The organism is Pseudonocardia sp. P1, from assembly GCF_000178675.2.
GTDB lineage: Bacteria > Actinomycetota > Actinomycetes > Mycobacteriales > Pseudonocardiaceae > Pseudonocardia.
Genome location: NZ_ADUJ02000001.1, coordinates 5,709,941 through 5,727,355 on the forward strand (window position 1 = coordinate 5,709,941; position 17,415 = coordinate 5,727,355).

The 17,415-nt window shown below is 72.8% G+C and carries 14 protein-coding genes; 6 read left to right on the top strand and 8 right to left on the bottom strand.

Annotated elements, in window-relative coordinates; genetic code table 11:
- Positions 1-126: 126 nt before the first annotated feature.
- Both PP1_RS26600 and PP1_RS26605 read right to left on the bottom strand, forming a co-directional pair.
- Positions 127-441 carry a hypothetical protein gene (locus tag PP1_RS26600; protein ID WP_010239966.1) on the bottom strand — a complete coding sequence of 105 codons (315 nt, stop codon included), beginning with the start codon at positions 439-441 and terminating at the stop codon, positions 127-129.
- A 17-nt stretch (positions 442-458) separates the two neighbouring features.
- Complete coding sequence (locus PP1_RS26605) at positions 459-2,144, bottom strand: sodium:solute symporter family protein (RefSeq protein ID WP_010239969.1); 1,686 nt, start codon at positions 2,142-2,144, stop codon at positions 459-461.
- Positions 2,145-2,449: 305 nt separating this feature from the next.
- On the opposite strand from PP1_RS26605, the gene PP1_RS26610 reads away from it, so the two are divergent.
- Both PP1_RS26610 and galT read left to right on the top strand, forming a co-directional pair.
- On the top strand, positions 2,450-3,241 hold the full coding sequence (locus tag PP1_RS26610) for a DeoR/GlpR family DNA-binding transcription regulator (protein WP_010239972.1): 792 nt from the start codon (positions 2,450-2,452) through the stop codon (positions 3,239-3,241).
- A gap of 8 nt (positions 3,242-3,249) precedes the next feature.
- Complete coding sequence (gene galT, locus PP1_RS26615) at positions 3,250-4,329, top strand: galactose-1-phosphate uridylyltransferase (protein WP_029239869.1); 1,080 nt, start codon at positions 3,250-3,252, stop codon at positions 4,327-4,329.
- Between the two features lie 81 nt (positions 4,330-4,410).
- Here galT and PP1_RS26620 read toward each other — a convergent pair whose 3' ends face one another.
- The 3 genes from PP1_RS26620 to PP1_RS26630 all read right to left on the bottom strand — a co-directional run bounded on the left by PP1_RS26620 (position 4,411) and on the right by PP1_RS26630 (position 7,873).
- Positions 4,411-5,550, bottom strand: coding sequence for a C40 family peptidase (locus tag PP1_RS26620; protein WP_010239978.1), 1,140 nt, complete (start codon positions 5,548-5,550; stop codon positions 4,411-4,413).
- A gap of 389 nt (positions 5,551-5,939) precedes the next feature.
- A complete protein-coding gene (locus PP1_RS26625; RefSeq protein ID WP_010239981.1) occupies positions 5,940-6,707 on the bottom strand; it encodes an enoyl-CoA hydratase in 768 nt (255 codons plus the stop codon).
- Positions 6,704-7,873: a CaiB/BaiF CoA transferase family protein gene (locus PP1_RS26630; protein ID WP_010239985.1), complete on the bottom strand. Its 1,170-nt coding sequence runs from the start codon at positions 7,871-7,873 to the stop codon at positions 6,704-6,706. The genes PP1_RS26625 and PP1_RS26630 overlap by 4 nt, the downstream gene beginning before the upstream one ends.
- Positions 7,874-7,940: 67 nt before the next feature.
- Here PP1_RS26630 and PP1_RS26635 point away from each other — a divergent pair, with 67 nt between their 5' ends.
- Entirely contained in the window at positions 7,941-8,684 is a 744-nt protein-coding gene (locus tag PP1_RS26635; RefSeq protein WP_010239987.1) for a GntR family transcriptional regulator, read from the top strand.
- 17 nt (positions 8,685-8,701) lie between these two features.
- On the opposite strand, the gene PP1_RS26640 is transcribed toward PP1_RS26635, so the two are convergent.
- The gene (locus PP1_RS26640) at positions 8,702-9,466 is read right to left on the bottom strand and encodes an IclR family transcriptional regulator (RefSeq protein WP_010239990.1); all 765 of its coding nucleotides are present in this window, start codon (positions 9,464-9,466) and stop codon (positions 8,702-8,704) included.
- Positions 9,467-9,474: 8 nt separating this feature from the next.
- The gene (locus PP1_RS26645) at positions 9,475-10,941 is read right to left on the bottom strand and encodes an SLC13 family permease (RefSeq protein WP_010239994.1); all 1,467 of its coding nucleotides are present in this window, start codon (positions 10,939-10,941) and stop codon (positions 9,475-9,477) included.
- 288 nt (positions 10,942-11,229) lie between these two features.
- On the opposite strand from PP1_RS26645, the gene PP1_RS26650 reads away from it, so the two are divergent.
- The 3 genes from PP1_RS26650 (at position 11,230) to PP1_RS26660 (ending at position 16,183) form a co-directional block, all read left to right on the top strand.
- Positions 11,230-12,396, top strand: a complete 1,167-nt coding sequence (locus PP1_RS26650) for a pyridoxal-phosphate-dependent aminotransferase family protein (protein WP_010239996.1) — start codon at positions 11,230-11,232, stop codon at positions 12,394-12,396.
- 64 nt (positions 12,397-12,460) lie between these two features.
- On the top strand, positions 12,461-15,406 hold the full coding sequence (locus PP1_RS26655) for an FAD-binding and (Fe-S)-binding domain-containing protein (protein WP_010239997.1): 2,946 nt from the start codon (positions 12,461-12,463) through the stop codon (positions 15,404-15,406).
- Positions 15,407-15,409: 3 nt separating this feature from the next.
- The gene (locus PP1_RS26660; RefSeq protein WP_010239999.1) at positions 15,410-16,183 is read left to right on the top strand and encodes a fumarylacetoacetate hydrolase family protein; all 774 of its coding nucleotides are present in this window, start codon (positions 15,410-15,412) and stop codon (positions 16,181-16,183) included.
- A 32-nt stretch (positions 16,184-16,215) separates the two neighbouring features.
- Here PP1_RS26660 and PP1_RS26665 read toward each other — a convergent pair whose 3' ends face one another.
- Positions 16,216-17,382 carry a glycosyltransferase family 4 protein gene (locus PP1_RS26665; RefSeq protein ID WP_010240001.1) on the bottom strand — a complete coding sequence of 389 codons (1,167 nt, stop codon included), beginning with the start codon at positions 17,380-17,382 and terminating at the stop codon, positions 16,216-16,218.
- Positions 17,383-17,415 lie beyond the last annotated feature (33 nt).

Below are 17,415 nucleotides of genomic sequence, written 5' to 3' on the forward strand. Positions count from 1 at the left end.
TCGCCCGCCGGATCGACGCCTACACCCTGCAGGCGTTCAACCCGGTCTACCCGACGCCGGCGGGCCGGGGTCGCTGACCCTCGGCCCACCGGCCGCCGTCACGGGCGCCCGAGGGCGGAGCGGCGCTCAGTCCTCGCCGTCGTCCCGCGAGGGGATCTTCAGCGGCCGCAGCCGCACCCACAGCACGAACAGCGCGCCGACGACCAGCATCGCGATGCCGGTGTCGAGGTTGAGGTTCGTCCCGCCGGTCTTCGCCAGGTTCTCCGGATCGTTCCCGGAGACCAGCCCGACGATCAGCAGGACGAGGCCGTAGACCCCGAACAGCAGCGCGATCACCGAGCGCAGGTCGAACAGGTTGGTCGCGGTGGTCGAGATCGGGGCGTCGGTCCCGGCCCGGTCGCCGGTCCCGGGGTCGACGCCGCCGGAGTTGTCCTCGGTCATCTCTGGTCTCCCTCCGGTCAGCCGACGATGATGTAGAGAACCACGGTCAGGGCGAGCACCAAGGCTCCCAGGACCATGGGCGACCGGTACCAGCCCGCGTCGTCGCCCTCCGAGGAGTGCGTGCGGGCCTCCTTGGACGTCAGGCTCCAGACCAGACCGACCAGCTCGGCGTCCGGCTTCGGGGTGCTCACCATCGACACCCCGGTGGCGACGCCGACACCGACGACGAACGCGGCGATCGCACCGACGAAGCTGCCGGCCTGGCTGGACATCTGCCACACCTCGGTGCGCACCAGGACGTCGACGAGCACCGCGGCCGTGGTGCCGGACAGCAGGCCGATCCAGGCCGACGGACCGGTCATCCGCTTCCAGAACAGGCCCAGGATGAAGATCGCGAACAGCGGTGCGTTGAAGAAGCTGAACAGCGACTGGATGTAGTCCATCAGGTTCTCGGAGCCCGAGGCGATGAACGCCGTACCGATCGCCAGCACGCAGCCGATGATCGTCACCATCCGGCCCACCTGCAGGTAGTACCGGTCCGGGCGGTCCGGCCGGAGCCAGTCCTGCCAGATGTCGTAGGTGAACACGGTGTTGAACGAGCTGATGTTCGCCGCCATGCCCGCCATGAACGCGGCCAGCAGGCCGGCGATCGCGACGCCGAGGATGCCGTTCGGCAGGACCTCCTTCATCAGCAGCGACAGCGCGTTGTTGTAGGTGATGCCGTCGACGGCCTCACCGCCGCCCTCCTTCACCGCGCTGATCTGCGGGACCAGGATCGCGGCGATCATGCCGGGGGTCACGATGACCAGCACGACCAGCGCCTTCGGGAACGCGCCGATGATCGGGGTGCGCCGGGCCGCGGACATGCTCTTGGCCGACAGCGCGCGCTGGACCTCGGCGAAGTTCGTCGTCCAGTAGCCGAAGGAGAGCACGAAGCCGAGACCGAACACGATGCCCAGCACGGACAGGAACGGGTTCGCGATCTCGGTCAGCGGCGTGCCCGGCCAGGCGTTGAGGTCGGCGCCCCCGCTGGGGCCCTCGGTCACCGCCCTGGTCAGGCCGTCCCAGCCGCCGACCCGGTTCAGCCCGGCGACGGTCAGCGGGATCAGCAGCGCGAGGATCACGAAGAACTGCAGGACCTCGGTGTAGATCGCGGCGGAGAGGCCGCCCAGGCTGATGTACCCGAGGACGACGACGGCCGCGACCGGGATGGCCAGGTACAGCGACCAGCCGAGCAGCGCCTCGAGCACCAGGCCGAGCGAGAACAGGTTGACGCCCGCGATCAGGATCGAGGCCACCGCGAAGATCACGGCCTGCACCCGCTGGGTGGTCCGGTTGAACCGCTTGAGCAGGAACTCCGGGACGCTGCGGGCCTGGGAGCCGTAGTAGAACGGCATCATCACGATGCCGAGGAACACCATCGCCGGGATGGCGCCGAGCCAGTAGTAGTGCACCGTCGGCACGCCGTACTGCGCGCCGTTGGCCACCATGCCGATGAGCTCGATCGCGCCCAGGTTGGCCGAGATGAAGGCCAGACCGGTGATCCAGGCCGGCATCGACCGGCCGGACAGCAGGAAGTCGAGGCTCGACGACACCGAGCGCCGGGCCGCGTAGCCGATGCCGAGCACCAGCACGAAGTAGAAGGCGACCAGCAGGTAGTCGACGAGGTTCGGGTTGAGGCGCAGGACGTCCTGAGCGGTCATGCCGCGACCTCCCGCAACGCCTCCGGGGCCCGCCCGGGGGCCGTCTCGCGGTGATCCATCTCGGAAGCTCCTCGCCGTCGAGTGCGTACGTCCAACCGGCCCGGGCGACGACACGGTGCGCGAGCCACCGCACAAGCTAGACCGCACTCGGACAGAAGTGAACACTTTCGCGCGAAGTTGAGACCCTTGCGTGATGATCGGAGTCCACATGATCGGGTCCCGCATTCTCTGCGCCCGCTTGCTGGCCGTTCGTATTTGTTGCATTGTGTGCGGGTGACGTCGATTCCCGCCGGGAGCCCCGGACGATGAGCCTGCTCGCCGAACAGCGGCGCGAGGTCATCGTCGACGAGGTCCGCACCCGCGGTGCGGTCCGCGTCTCCGAGCTCGCCGAGCACCTCGGGGTCTCCGAGATGACGGTGCGGCGTGACCTCGACGTCCTGGCGCGTCGCCGGCTGGTGGACAAGGTGCACGGCGGTGCGACGGCGATCGGCGAGCACACCACCGAGGAACCCGGGTTCTCCGCGAAGTCGGTCCGGGAGCTGGAGGAGAAGGACGCGATCGCCGCCGAGGCCGCGGAGCTCGTGACGCCCGGCTCGGCGGTCGGCCTGTCCGCCGGGACGACGACGTGGCGGCTCGCGCACCGGCTGGCGAGGATCCCGCGCCTGACCGTGGTCACCAACTCGCTCGCCGTCGCCGAGGCGCTGCACACCGGCGGCGCCGAGTCCCGCGGCACCACGGTGATCCTCACCGGCGGGGTGCGGACGCCGTCGGAGGCCCTGGTCGGACCGGTCGCGATCGCCGCGCTCCGCTCGCTGAACCTGGAGATCGTGTTCCTCGGCGTGCACGGGATGAGCGCGGCGGCCGGGTTCTCGACCCCGAACCTGACCGAGCGCGACACCAACCGCGCGCTCGTCGACGCCGGTCAGCAGCTCGTCGTCGTCGCCGACCACACCAAGTGGGGCACGGTCGGCATCTCCACCATCGCCGACCTCGACGAGGCCGACGTGCTGGTCACCGACGCCGGCCTGGCCGACACCGACCGTGCGGTCCTCGAGGGCGAGGTGGACCGCCTGATCATCGCTGACCCCGGGAAGTAGGCATGACGGTGCAGAAGCTCTCGACACGGATGGCCGACGGCCGGGAGATCCTCTGGTTCGACGGCCCCGGTCACCCGCCCCGCGATCCCGCCGATCTCGTCGACCGGCGGGACCTGCCGCGGGTCACCCCGGCCTCGCAGCTGCGCTACGACGCGCTGGCGGGGGAGTGGGTGGCGATCGCCGCGCACCGGCAGGACCGCACGTACAAGCCGCCGGCCGACCAGTGCCCGCTCTGCCCGAGCCGCGACGGTCGGCTGACCGAGGTCCCGTCGCCCGAGTACGGCGTGGTCGCCTTCGAGAACCGGTTCCCGTCGTTCGGGTCCGCCCCGGGGGCGCCGCTCCCGGTGCCGGGCGAGGTGCCCGAGGCGGCGTCGGGGCGGTGCGAGGTCGTCTGCTTCACCGACGACCACTCGGTCCCGTTCTCCCGTCTCCCCCCGGAACGGGTGCGGCTGGTGCTGGAGGCGTGGGCGGACCGGACCGCGGAGCTCGGCGCGCGTCCCGGGGTCCGCTACGTGTTCCCGTTCGAGAACCGCGGCGCCGAGATCGGCGTGACGCTGTCGCACCCGCACGGCCAGATCTACGCCTATCCCTACGTCCCGCCGTTCCCGCAGCGGATGCTCGCCCACGTCGCCGCGCACCGGGAGGCGACCGGGGAGAACCTGTTCGACTCGCTGCTCGCCGAGGAGCGCGCGGGGGAGCGGGTCGTCGTCTCCGGGGAGCACTGGACGGCGTTCGTGCCGGCGGCCGCGCGCTGGCCGGTCGAGGTGCACCTGTACCCGCACCGGCCGACGCCCGACCTGCCCGCGCTCGACGAGGCGCAGCGGGCCGAGTTCCCGCACGTCTACCTGGACCTGCTGCGCCGGCTCGACGCGCTCTACGACGACGAGCTGCCCTACGTCGCGGGCTGGAACCAGGCCCCCGTACGGGAGTCCGACGGCCGCGCCGACGCCCGGCTGCACCTGCGCGTGCACTCGATCCGCCGGGCCCCTGGCAAGATCAAGTATCTGGCCGGGTCGGAGTCCGGTGCGGGCGCCTTCATCTCGGACGTGCTGCCCGAGGCGGTCGCGGAGCGGCTGCGCGAGCTCTGACCGCGACGGCCCCCGGACATGCGTCGAGGCCGGTACCCCTCCCCAGGGGCACCGGCCTCGGACGTCTCGGGGGTGGGTCGGTCAGACCCGGACCGCGCTGTTGAACGGCATCGCGTCGATGTCGGAGTACTTCACCGGCTCGCCGCTCGTGGACGCGTGCAGGATCTTGCCGTTGCCCGCGTAGATGCCCACGTGGCTCACCGGCGAGTAGAAGAACACCACGTCGCCGGGCTTGAGGTCGCTCTTCGAGACGGACTCGCCGTCCATGTCGGCCTGCGCGCTCGACGTGCGCGGGAGGTCGACGCCGACCTTCTCGAACGCCCACACCATCAGGCCGGAGCAGTCGAACGCGCTCGGGCCGGTGGCGCCCCACTGGTACGGGGTGCCGAGCTTGGTCTTGGCGGCGGCCAGCGCCTGCAGGCCGTTCGCGGAGCCGGTGAGGTCGGTGACGGGGTCGCCCGACACCTCGCCGGAGCCCGCGCCGTCGCGGGCGCTCGACCGGGCCTTCTCCTCGGCCTCGGCGGCCTTCTCCTCGGCGTCCTTCTTCGCGACCGCGGCGATCCGGGCGGCGTCGGCCTGCTCGAAGGCCTGCGGGACGGCGGAGGTGACGTGCTCCAGGCCGGTGCTCAGCGAGGACGCGGCCTCGCTCGTCCCCGGGCCGCCCTGCTCGGAACCGGCGGCCGGCACGGAGAGCTGCATCGTGGACTGGTTGTCGGCCTGGGCGAGGTCCATGTTCGCCGCGGGGTCGACCGGGGTGTCGTCCGGCGCGCCGAGCGAGGTCACCACGCCCATCACGGCGGTGGCGCCGACGAGGGTGGCCGACATCGTCGCGGCGACGGCGCGGGGACGGGTGCCGAACGGCCCGGTCTCCGAGGTGCCGCGGACGAGGCCGACGGCGGAGCGGGAGGTGACGCCGGCGGGGACGTCGCGGGTGACGACGGTGTCGTCGCTCCCGCCGGTCCCGACGGTGTCGCCGGGCACGGCCGGCAGGCCGGTCGGCGGGGTGTCGATCCGCTCGATCGCCGGGCCGAAGGCGCCGGTGCCGTTCTCGCGGGCCGCGCGGCGGCCGCCGGAGGTCGGGGCGTCGAAGCCGGCGTCGGAGTACCGGGCGAGCAGCTCGGAAGCGGAGATGCCGGCGGTCGCGTCACGGTCGCGCCGGCGACGGGGGGTCTCGGTTCCGGCGACGTCGGGGGTGTCGCCGGGGCGCAGTGCAGTGGTCATTCGTGTCCTCGCCGCCACGCGGACACCGGCTCTCGGGGGTCGAGCCGGACATCGTGTCCGCCCCCGCCGCATGCTGGGGTGGGCGCCAGGGGGAGTGTCGGCGGGCGGGGGAGCAGGCGGCCGACCGGGCGCACCAGCCGACATCTCGTCGACCAGCACCCAGGACCGTAACCGGTCCGTGACTCACATGCCTGCCCGGCTCGCGTGCGTGCGACGAACGGCGTCTCCCGCGCGATCCGCGTGCGGATCGACCGCCGAACGGCGGGCGTACTGGTCCGTCGGGGCGATCGCAGCGACCGTCCACGACGAGCGGTCGGTGCGATCGGGTGACGGGACGGGGCCGGGGGTCACCCGGCGGCACCCGGCCGGACGGGTGCCGCCGGGCCCGGTCAGTTCCCGGTCCAGGTGGGTGGACGGCGGTCCCCGAACGCGGCGACGGCCGCCCGGAAGTCGGCCGAGCCGTAGACCCGCTCGACGACCGCGGAGTCGTCCCGGTCCGGCCCGTCGGCCCTGTCGCGGAGGAGCTCCTTGGTCGCCCAGATCGTCAGCGGCGCGCCGCCGGTCAGCCGGGGGGTCAGCTCCGCGAGCCCGGCGTCGAGGTCGTCGACGACCGCGTGCAGGAAGCCCGGGACCCGCCTTGCCTCGTCGGTCTCCAGGAACCGCGCGGTGAGCAGCAGGTCCGCGGTCAGCGCGCGGCCCAGCGACTCGACGAGGAGGTCGAGCGTGCGGGCCGAGAGGCAGTTCCCCAGCGTCCGCGCGATGGGCACGCCGAACCGGGAGCCCGGCGTCGCGATCCGCAGGTCGGTGGCGCAGGCGATGCCCAGGCCGCCGCCGACGCAGTACCCCTCGACCGCCGACACCGTCGGCACCTGCACCGCCCGGATCCGGTCCAGGACCTCGGTGACCCGCTTCTCGTAGGCGACGCCGTCGGCCCCGGAGGTGAAGGCGGCGAACTGCCCGATGTCGGTGCCGGCGACGAAGGCCCGGCCGCCGTCGCCGCGCACGACGAGAGCGCGGACCTCGTCGTCGGCGTCGGCGCGCTCGCAGGCATCGACCAGCGCCGCGTACATGTCCCAGGTCAGGGCGTTGTGCTGGGCCGCGCGGCGGAACGTCAGGGTGAGCACCCCGGCGTCGAGCGCGGTGGTCGCGTCGCTCATCGTCGTCCTCCCTGCGCCGGCTGGGGCAGCTCGGCGAGCACGTCGTCGGTCGCCGACCCGAGCGACGGGCCGGCGTTGCCGCGGCGTGCCGGGGTGCGGGAGAACCGCATCGGCGAGCCGAGCTGGCGCACCTCGCCCAGCTCCGGGTGCTCGGCGTCCCAGAAGAAGCCGCGCTCGGTCAGGACGTGGTCGGTGAACACCTCGTCGTAGCCGGCGATGGCGGCGCAGGGGACCCCGGCGTCGTCGAGCGCCGCGAGGACCTCCGCCGAGGTCATCGTGGTGGTGACCGCCTCGATCCGGGCGATCAGCGCGTCCTTCGCGGCGAGCCGGCCCGGGGTGTCGGCGAAGCGCGGGTCGGACTCCAGCTCCTGCAGCCCGAGCGCCGTGCACAGCGCCGACCAGAGGCGCTCGGTGTTCGCGCCGACCGTCACGTGCCCGTCGCCGGTCCGCACCGCCTGGTAGGGCGCGTAGCGCTGGTGCGCCGACCCCTGCCGGACGGGGACCTCGCCGTCGCCGAAGTACATCCCGGCCTCCCAGACCGCCAGCGACGCACCGGACTCCAGCAGTGAGACGTCGACGTGCTGCCCGGAGCCCGACCGGTCCCGCTCGCGCAGCGCGGCGGTGACGGCCAGCGCGACGTACAGCGCGGTGACCAGGTCGCAGACCGGTACGCCGACCTTGACGGGGTCGCCGCCCTCGGTGCCCGTCACGCTCATCAGGCCGCTGGCCGCCTGGGCCATGATGTCGAGGCCCGGCCGCCCGGCCGCGGGACCGTCCTGGCCCCAGCCGGACGCGGAGGCGTACACGAGCTCGGGGCGCCGTGCGCTCAGCGCCGCGTACCCGAGACCGAGCCGGTCCATCGCGCCCGGCCGCAGGTTCTCGGCGACGACGTCGGCCCGGTCCACCAGTGCGAGGAAGGCGTCGCGGCCGGCCTCGTCCTTGAGGTCGAGGACGACCGACTCCTTGTTCCTGTTGAGCCGCAGGAACGGCGAGCTCTCACCGTCGAGGAACGGGCCCGCCGACCGGGTCGGGTCGCCGATGCCCGGCGGCTCGATCTTGACGACGCGCGCGCCGAGGTCGGCCAGCTGCATCGTGGCGAACGGCGCCGCCATGAACGCGCCGATCTCGAGTACGAGCACTCCCTGCAGGGGTGGTGCGGTGGACATCTGCGACCTCCTCGGAGCCGACGGTCCGGCTCGATATACGGTATACAGAACAGTGGCGAAGGGGGCGATGCCGATGACGGCGGTGGAGCCGGAGGACCGGCGGCGGATCGTCGCGCCGCCGAGCATGGCCGTGCTGGCCACCGACGCCCTGCGCGGGATGATCTTCTCCGGCGAGCTCGCGCTGGGCGAGCGCCTGGTCGAGGCCCGCCTCACCGAGCGGCTGGGGGTGTCCCGGCCGCCGCTGCGTGAGGCGTTGCAGACCCTCGCGCACGAGGGGCTCGTCGTGACCCACCCGCGGCGCGGCGCCACCGTCCGCACCCTGACCAGGCACGACGTCTTCGAGATCGTGACGCTGCGCGAGGAGCTGGAGTCGTTCGCCGTCCAGCTCGCGCTGCCGGTGCGGTCGGAGGCCCGGCTGGAGCGCTGCCGGGAGGCCCTGCGGGTGTTCGAGGCAGCGGGACGGGCCGGCGACGAGACCCGTTTCATGCAGCGGAAGTTCGACTTCCACCTGGAGATCGTGGCCCTCGCGGGGCACTCGCGGATCACCGAGACCTACCGGTCGCTGTCGTTCCAGATGCTGCTGTGCTTCGCGCTGAACCGGGCCGCCCGCCGCGACGTGGAGACCCTGCTGGACAACGTGGAGCGGCACCGCGAGCTGCTCGAGGTGATCGAGGCCGGCGACCCGGAGGACGCCCGCCGGGCGCTGGCCGAGCACGGTCACGGCTCGTTCCTGCTCGACGTGGTCGACCAGCTCGACGGCGGCACCCCCGAGTCGGAGGAGTGGCTCGCCGCGCGGCGCGCCCTGCGGTGACCCGCCGCCGGGACGGCTCACCCGAACAGACCGCCGATCCGTTCGGCGGCCCGGCGCAGCAGCGTGTCCGCCTCCGCGGCGCGGTCGTGCGTGAACCGCTGCACCGGTCCCGACACCGACACCGCCGTCGGGACCGGAGCGCCGGGCACGGGGACGGCGACGCAGAAGACACCCAGCTCCTGCTCCTCGTCGTCGATGGCCCGGCCGGCCCGCCGGATCCCGGCGAGCTCGGCCAGCAGGAGATCGGTGTCGACGATCGTGCGGCCGGTCATCACCGGCGTCCCCGCGCTGCGGAGCAGGCGGCGCACCTCGTCGTCGTCGAGCTGGGCGAGCAGGGCCTTGCCCACCCCGGTGCTGTGCAGGTGCACCCGTCGCCCGACCTCGGTGAACATCCGCATGGAGTGCCGGGACGGGACCTGCGCGGTGTAGACGGCGCGTTCGCCGTCCAGCACCGCCATGTTCGCCGTCTCGCCGATCTCCTCGGCGAGCGACCGCAGGTCCGCGCCCGCCCGCACCCCGAGCACCCGTGACGCCCGGTCCCCGAGCCCGATCAACCGGGGGCCGAGGGTGTAGCGCCGGTTGGTCAGCTGGTGGGCGTAGCCGAGATCGAGCATGGTCCGCACGATCCGGTGGATGGTCGGGAGCGGGAGGCCCGACGCCTCGGCGAGCTCGCTGATCGTGAGCTCGCCGTCGGCGTCGGCCATCACGCCGAGCACCTGGAAGGCACGGGCGATCGACTGGACACCGGCCGTCCCGCTCCCGGTGCTGGGCGCCGTCGTCATCGGGTGCCTCAGCCCCAGCCCGGGACGACGAAGATCAGCCAGGTGGCGAGCGGGGCGATCGCGCACATGCTGAAGCCCCAGATCATCAGCCCGCGGAAGACCTTGTCGGTCTCCTCGCCCGGCGCGTTCGCCACCACCAGTGCGCCGCTGGTGGAGAACGGCGACGAGTCGACGACCGACGACGAGATCGCGAGGGCGATGATCAGCCCGACCGCGCCGACCTCACCGGCCAGCAGGAACGGCACCGCGAGCGGGATCAGGGCGCCGAGGATGCCGGTGGTGGAGGCGAAGGCGGAGACGATCGCGCCGATCAGGCAGATGATGATCGCCGCGAGCAGCGGCCAGCCGATCTGGGTCACCAGGTTGCCGAGCCAGTCGATCGTCCCCACCCGCTCCATGAGCGACACGAACGTCACGATGCCGCAGATCAGCAGCACGGTCGGCCAGGCGACCTGCCCGACGGCGGCCTTCGCCGACGACGGCGAGATCAGCGAGAGCACGGCGGCGACGGTGAGGGCGGTGAAGCCGACGTCGAGGCCGAACGCCAGCGCGCCGACGGCGAGGGCCACCAGGCCGATGATGGTGAAGATGTGGTCGCGGGTCAGCGGGCCGTGGTCCGGCTCGCCGATCGGTCCGTCCGTGCCGCCGGGGCCGCCGGGCCCGCCGGGGCCGCTCCGTCCGTCCGGGCCGTCGGAGCTGCCGGTGTCGCCCGGGTCGCCGCCACCGGTCGCGGGGGCGTCGCCGGAGCCGCCGGTGGAGTGGTGCCGGTGCGTGCCCGACCCGCCGCCGCCGAGCGCCACCGACGTGGCCGGCTCCGCGGCGAGCGCGATCCGGTCCTCCGACGCGGTCGCGGCGGCCGCGTTGGAACGGCGGATCAGCTCGCGCCCGCCGAACAGGAAGAACACCACCACGCTGAGCAGCAGGTTGAACAGGAACGACGACACGAACAGCAGGACCGGGCTGCTCGGGAGCGCATTCCGGTCGACGACGCCGTTCACGATGCTGCCGAAGATGCTCATCGGCGAGAACCCGCCCGCACTCGCACCGTTGATGATGAGCAGACCCATCATCATCGGATTGATGCGGTAGCGGAGCGCGAATCCCATGCCGATCGGCGCGATGATCGCGACCGCGGCGGGGACGACCGCACCGACCGCCGTCAGCACCGCGGTGACCAGGAACATCACCCACGGGATCAGGGCGATCCGGCCACCCACGGCACGGACGGCCAGCTGTACCAGGCGATCGACGGTGCCGTTGCCCTTCGCGATCGCGAACAGCAGCGTGACGCCGACCAGGATGACGAAGAGGTCACCCGGGAATCCGGAGACGATGTCGTCGGTGTCCTCGCCGACGAACGCGGTGCCGACGATGAATGCGGCGACGAAGGCGAGCGCACCCATGTGGACCGGGAGAACGGTGGCGATCAGGAACACCAGGGCTAGCGCCACGACGGTGATGAGTTGTATGGACATCGCGATCCTCTGTGGTCGGCACTGACTCAGGCAGGGACGTGCGAACGGTCGCCTCGGTGCGGCCGCACAGTTTTCCGCATCGCGGAAAATCAATTTCTTTTGGAGTATCAGCCGGATCACACTCGGGCGTCAACCCTGTGCTGCAGGCCGGCGGTGGCGGGTCGTTCGGGCTCGGACGGGGCTCAGTTCTGACCTCTCGACGGAAGACAGTAGACGGTATACCGTCTACTGGCGAGACCGAGATTTCGTGATGCGGAAGCACTCGGCACCGAGCGTGGAGGACGCACAATGACGTACGCAGCAGGCCGCCACTTCCTGCAGATCCCCGGTCCCACGAACGTCCCGGACAGCGTGCTGCGGGCGATGTCGGCGCCGACGATCGACCACCGCGGGCCCGACTTCCAGGCACTCGGCCAGGAGCTGCTCCGCGACATCCGGCCGGTGTTCGGCACCACGAACCCCGTGGTCATCTACCCGGCGACCGGCACGGGTGCCTGGGAGGCGGCGCTGGTCAACACGCTGAGCCCCGGCGACGCCGTGCTGACGTTCGAGACCGGTCACTTCGCCACGCTCTGGCAGGAGATGGCCCGCGGGCTGGGCCTGGAGGTCGACTTCGTGCCGGGCGACTGGCGGCACGGCGCGGACCCCGCCGTCGTCGCCGAGCGGCTCGCCGCCGACACCGCGCACCGCATCAAGGCGGTCTGCGTGGTGCACAACGAGACCTCCACCGGCGTCACCAGCCGGGTGCCGGAGATCCGGGCGGCCATCGACGCCGCCGAGCACCCCGCCCTGCTGCTGGTCGACACCATCTCCTCGCTGGGGTCGATCGACTACCGGCACGACGAGTGGGGCGTCGACGTGACGGTGTCCGGCTCCCAGAAGGGCCTGATGCTGCCGCCGGGCATGAGCTTCAACGCGGTCAGCGACAAGGCCCTCGAGGCCTCCCGCACCGCGCGGCTGCCCCGGACGTTCTGGGACTGGGCCCCGATGCTGGCCGCCAACGAGCGCGGCTTCTTCCCCTACACGCCCAACACCAACCTCATGTACGGGCTGCGCGAGGCGCTGCGCCTGCTCTACGACGAGGGCCTGGAGAACGTCTTCGCCCGGCACACCCGGCACGCCGAGGCGACCCGCGCCGCCGTCCGCGGCTGGGGCCTGGAGGTCCTCTGCCTCGACGAGCGGGAACACTCCGGCGCGCTCACCGCGGTGCTGGTCCCCGCCGACGTCGACGCCGACAAGGTCCGAGCGATCATCCTCGACCGCTACGACATGTCGCTCGGCGCCGGGCTGGGCAAGCTCGCCGGGAAGGTCTTCCGGATCGGGCACCTCGGCTCGTTCAACGACCTCACGCTGGCCGGGACCCTGGCCGGCGTCCAGATGGGGCTGAACCTGGCCGGCGTGAAGATCGACCCGGGCGGCCTCGACGCCGCGCTGGAGCGCCTGCAGTCCGGCTGAGCCCCCGCCGGCCCGCGTCGCAGGAGCACCACCCGTCGCATCGTCGCGAGAGGACCCACCACCGATGACCGCCGAGCTGACCCGTCCCGCCCGCCCGGCCCCCGCCTCCACCGGACTCGAGGACGCCCTGCGCGCCCGCGTGACCGGTGAGGTCGCCTTCGACGACTACTCCCGGCACCTGTTCTCACGGGACGCCAGCATGTACTCGATCATGCCGCTCGGTGTGGTCTTCCCCCGCACGCACGACGACGTCGCCGCGGCCGTCCGTATCGCGGGCGAGTTCGGCGTCCCGGTGGTCCCGCGCGGGGCAGGCACCAGCCTCGCGGGGCAGACCGTCGGCCCCGGCCTGGTGCTGGACATGTCCCGGCACCTCAACCGGATCGTCGAGATCGACCCGGAGGCGCGCACCGCCGTCGTCGAGGTGGGGGTGGTGCAGGACCAGCTCAACGCGCGCGCCGCCGAGCACGGGCTGATGTTCGGCCCGGACACCTCCACCAGCAACCGGGCGACGATCGGCGGGATGCTCGGCAACAACTCGGCGGGCAGCGGGTCGCTCACCTTCGGGATGACGATCGACCACATCCGGGCGCTGGACGTCGTGCTGTCCGACGGCTCGACCGCCCGGCTCGAACCGGTCGACGAGGCCGAGCGGCTGCGGCGTGCGGAGGCCGACACCCTCGAGGGCCGGATCTACCGGGAGCTGCCGGAGCTGGTCACCGCGCACGAGAAGGCCATCGCGGAGGGCATGCCGCTGTTCTGGCGGCGGGCCTGCGGGTACCGGCTGGACCGGCTCGCCGGCTACGGCGAGGCCAACCCGTTCGACCTGGCGAAGTTCGTCGTCGGGGCGGAGGGGACGCTGGTGCTGGCCACCCGCGCCGTCGTCGACCTGGTGCCGAAGCCGAAGCGCACCGTGTACGCGGTCGGGCACTTCGACACCACGCACGGCGCGATCTCGGCGACCCTGGACGCGCTGAGCTGCGCGCCGCACCAGGTCGAGATGATGGACAAGACGATCCTCGACCTGTCCCGGAAGAAGATCGAGTACGCCGACCTGGGCAACCACCTCGTCGGCGACCCGGCGGCGCTGCTGTTCGTGTCCTTCTCCGGCGACGAGATCGACGAGCTGTCCGCGAAGGTCGACGCCGTCGCCGCCCTGTGGGCCGAGCACGGGCACGGGTACCACACGCTCAAGCTGGTCACCCCGGCCGAGCAGGCGGCGCTGCTGAAGGTCCGCAAGTCCAGCCTCGGCCTGCTGATGGCCGCCGGTGAGGGGACGAAGCGCCCGCTGGCGTTCATCGAGGACACCGCGGTCGCGCCCGAGCACCTGGCCGAGTACACGGAGCGGTTCGCCGCGATCCTCGACGCCCACGGGCTGGAAGCCGGGTTCTACGGCCACTGCTCGGTCGGCTGCCTGCACATCCGGCCCTTCGTCGACCTCACCGACCCGGAGCAGGTCGAGACGATGCGGGTGGTCGCCGAGAAGGTCAAGGACCTGGTCGCCGAGTACGGCGGCGTCAACTCCAGCGAGCACGGCGACGGCCTCGCCCGCTCGGAGTTCAACCGGGAGATCTTCGGCGACGAGCTCTACGAGGCGATGCAGCGGGTCAAGCGGATCTTCGACCCGGCCGGTGTCATGAACCCCGGCAAGATCGTCGACGCGCCGCCGATGACCGACAACCTGCGCGACCGCGACGCCCTGCCGCCCGCACCGCCGCTGACCACGGCGCTGTCGTTCGAGGTGATCGGCGGGCCGGGCGCGGGGATGCGGGACGTGGCGGACCGGTGCATGAACATCGGCCTGTGCCGCAAGACGACGGCCGGGGTGATGTGCCCGTCCTACCAGGTCACGCTGCAGGAGGAGCACTCCACGCGGGGCCGGGCGAACGCGCTGGTCAAGGCGCTGTCCGAGCCGGACCCGGCCGCCGCGCTCGGCGACGAGCGGCTGCACGAGATCCTCGACCTCTGCCTGGGCTGCAAGGCGTGCAAGAGCGAGTGCCCGATGAGCGTCGACATGGCGTCGCTGAAGTCGGAGGCGCTGCACCACCACCACGAGCAGCACGGCACGCCGCTGCGCTCGCGGATCTTCGGCGGGATCCGGGCACTGAACCGGCTCGGGTCGGCGACGGCGCCGCTGTCGAACCTGCCCGACCGGGTCCGCCCGCTGCGGGCGCTCATGGAGCGCACCGTCGGGATCACCGCGGCCCGGCCGATGCCCCGGTTCGTCCGGGACAACCTGGTGCGCTGGAACCGGCGCCGGGACCGGCCCGCGCCGGGCAGCGCCGGCACCGTGAACTGGCTCGCCGACTCCTTCACCACCTACACCGAGCCGCACATCGGGCGCGCCGCGATCGAGCTCCTCGAACGTGCCGGATGGACCGTCGAGCTCGCCGGTGGCGGCTGCTGCGGGCGGTCCAGCCTGTCCAAGGGCATGCTCGACGACGCCCGTCGCAAGGCGTCCGGGCTGGTCACCTCGCTGGCCCGGGACACCGCGCCCGGATCACCGATCGTCGGCTGCGAGCCGTCGTGTGTGTTCACCCTGCGGGACGAGACGCTGTCGCTGCTCGGGAACACCCCCGATGCGGAGCAGGTCGCCGGCCGGGTGCAGCAGGTCGAGGAGCTGCTGGTCGCCGCGATCGACGACGGCCGCCTCGTGCTGCCCGAGCGGTCCGGGCTGAGTGGGCGGCGGGTGGTCTTCCACGGGCACTGCCACCAGAAGGCCGAGGTCGGCACCGCCGCAACCCTGGCCCTGCTGCGCCGGATCCCCGGCCTGGAGGTGTCCGAGATCGACTCCGGGTGCTGCGGGATGGCCGGGTCGTTCGGGTTCGAGGCCGAGCACTACGAGACGTCGATGGCGGTCGGCCGGGACCGGCTGTTCCCGGCGATCGAGGCCGAGCCCGCCGACACCCTCGTCGCCGCCACCGGGGTCTCCTGCCGGCAGCAGATCTTCCACGGCGTCGGGCGGACCGCCTGGCACCCGCTGGAGCTCGTCCGCACCGCGCTGGAGGGCTGACGCGTGCGCGTCGTGCGGTACCGGGACGCCGGCGGCGCGGCCCGGCGGGGGAGCGTGGAGTCCTCGGCGGACGGCGACCTGGTGCGCGAGCTCGGCCCGGCCGGGCCGGGCGAGGTCGCGGGCAGGCTGGACGACGTGGCACTGCTCGCTCCGTGCGACCCGCGCACCATCGTGTGCGTCGGCAGCAACTATGCCTGCCAGGTCGAGGAGAAGGGGCGCGCCTGGCCGGAGCAGCCCGCGCTGTTCCTGAAGGCACCGAACGCCCTCGCCGCGCCGGGGCAGACGGTCCTGCGCCCGGCCGAGGTGGAGCGGCTGGAGTACGAGGGCGAGCTCGCGGTCGTGATCGGGCGGACCGCCCGGAGGGTCATCGAGCGCGATGCGATGGCCCACGTCTACGGCCTGACCTGCGCCAACGATGTCACCGCACACGACTGGCGGTCCGACGGCCAGTGGACCAGGGCGAAGAGCGCCGACACCTTCCTCCCGCTCGGCCCGTGGATCGAGACCGGTGACGACGACGGCCCCGCCGACCGGCCGCGTGCCGTGCGGACCCGGCTCGGAGACCGGGTGGTGCAGGAGTCCGACACCGGAAAGATGATCTTCTCGGTGCCCGAGATCCTGGCCTGGGTGACGCGGTGGATCACGCTGCAGCCCGGCGACGTCGTGCTCACCGGCAGCCCGGCCGGGGTGGGCCCGATGGCGCCGGGGGACCTCGTGACCGTCGAGATCGAGGGGCTCGGGGCGTTGAGCAATCCTGTGGGGGCCTCCGGCTCGTGAGCGGAGAAGTCGGCCGGAACCGACTTCTCCACTCACGAGCCGGCGGGCCCGACCGGTTCCGGGGTGTCCAGCTCGGCGGGCGCCGGGGCGTCGGCGTGCCCGAGGGCGCTGCGGTAGACGTCGCCGAGCTGCGCGGCCCAGCCGGACGCCTCGAAGCGGTCGAGGAACCGCTGCCGGGCCGCCGCCCCGTACCGGGCGCGCAGCTCCGGGTCGCGGGTCAGACGCACCAGCTCGTCGGCGATCCGCGACGACACCACCGGGGCCAGCGCACCGGTGTGCCGGGTGACGATCTCCGGGATCCCGCCGACCCGGGTCGCGACGGCGGGCGTACCGGTGCCGTGCCCGAGCACCAGCATCCGCGGCATCGTGTCGTGCCGGGTGGTGTGCAGCTGCACGTCGGCCGCCCGCAGCAGCTCGACCGGGTCGGTGCTGCGGCGGAAGGCGACCCGGCCGGACAGGGCGTCGTCGCCCGCCACCCGGGACTCCAGCCACGGACGCAGCGGTCCGTCACCGCCCAGGACGACGGTGAGCGGCTCGTCCGGCGGGATCTCGGCGACGGCGTCGAGCAGCATGTCCTGGCCCTGTCCGCGCCGCATCGGCGCGACCGACACGGCGACGACCTCGTTCTCGTCGACCCCGAGCCCGCGGCGCAGCCGGGCGGCGGCGTCGGGGGTCCCCACGCCGGGGTCGGCCGCACCGTCCGGGATCACCGACAGCCCGGCGGTGGAGCCTGCGACCCGCCGGTACCAGTCCCGCTGCAGCACCGAGGTCGCGATCGTGCGTGTCATGAACCGGCGCCGGGCCAGCGTCTTCGCCGTCCGGCGGAGCTGGTCGCCGCGGTCGGCAGGCTGCTCGTGGATGTGGTGCAGCGTCGAGACCGCGGGGACCCGGAGCCGGGCCGCGGCGGCCGAGCCGACGACGTCGGGCCGCAGGCCGTGGGTGTGCACGAGATCGACCCCGCGCTCGCGGAAGGCGGCGACGACCCGCAGGACCCCGCGCGGGTCCCACGGCGCCACGTTCAGCTCGACCGGCGGCGTGCCGGCCCGGGCGAGACGGGTCGCGATCCCGGTCGTGTCGGACGGGGCGAGTGCGACCACGACGATCTCGTAGCCGGCGCCGGGTGCGGCCTCGGCCAGGTCTGCCAGCGCGGCCGCGCAGCCACGAGGGTCGAGGGACTCGACGACATGTCCGATCTTCACGGTCTTCTTCCCTCCCGGGGCGGTAGGGACATC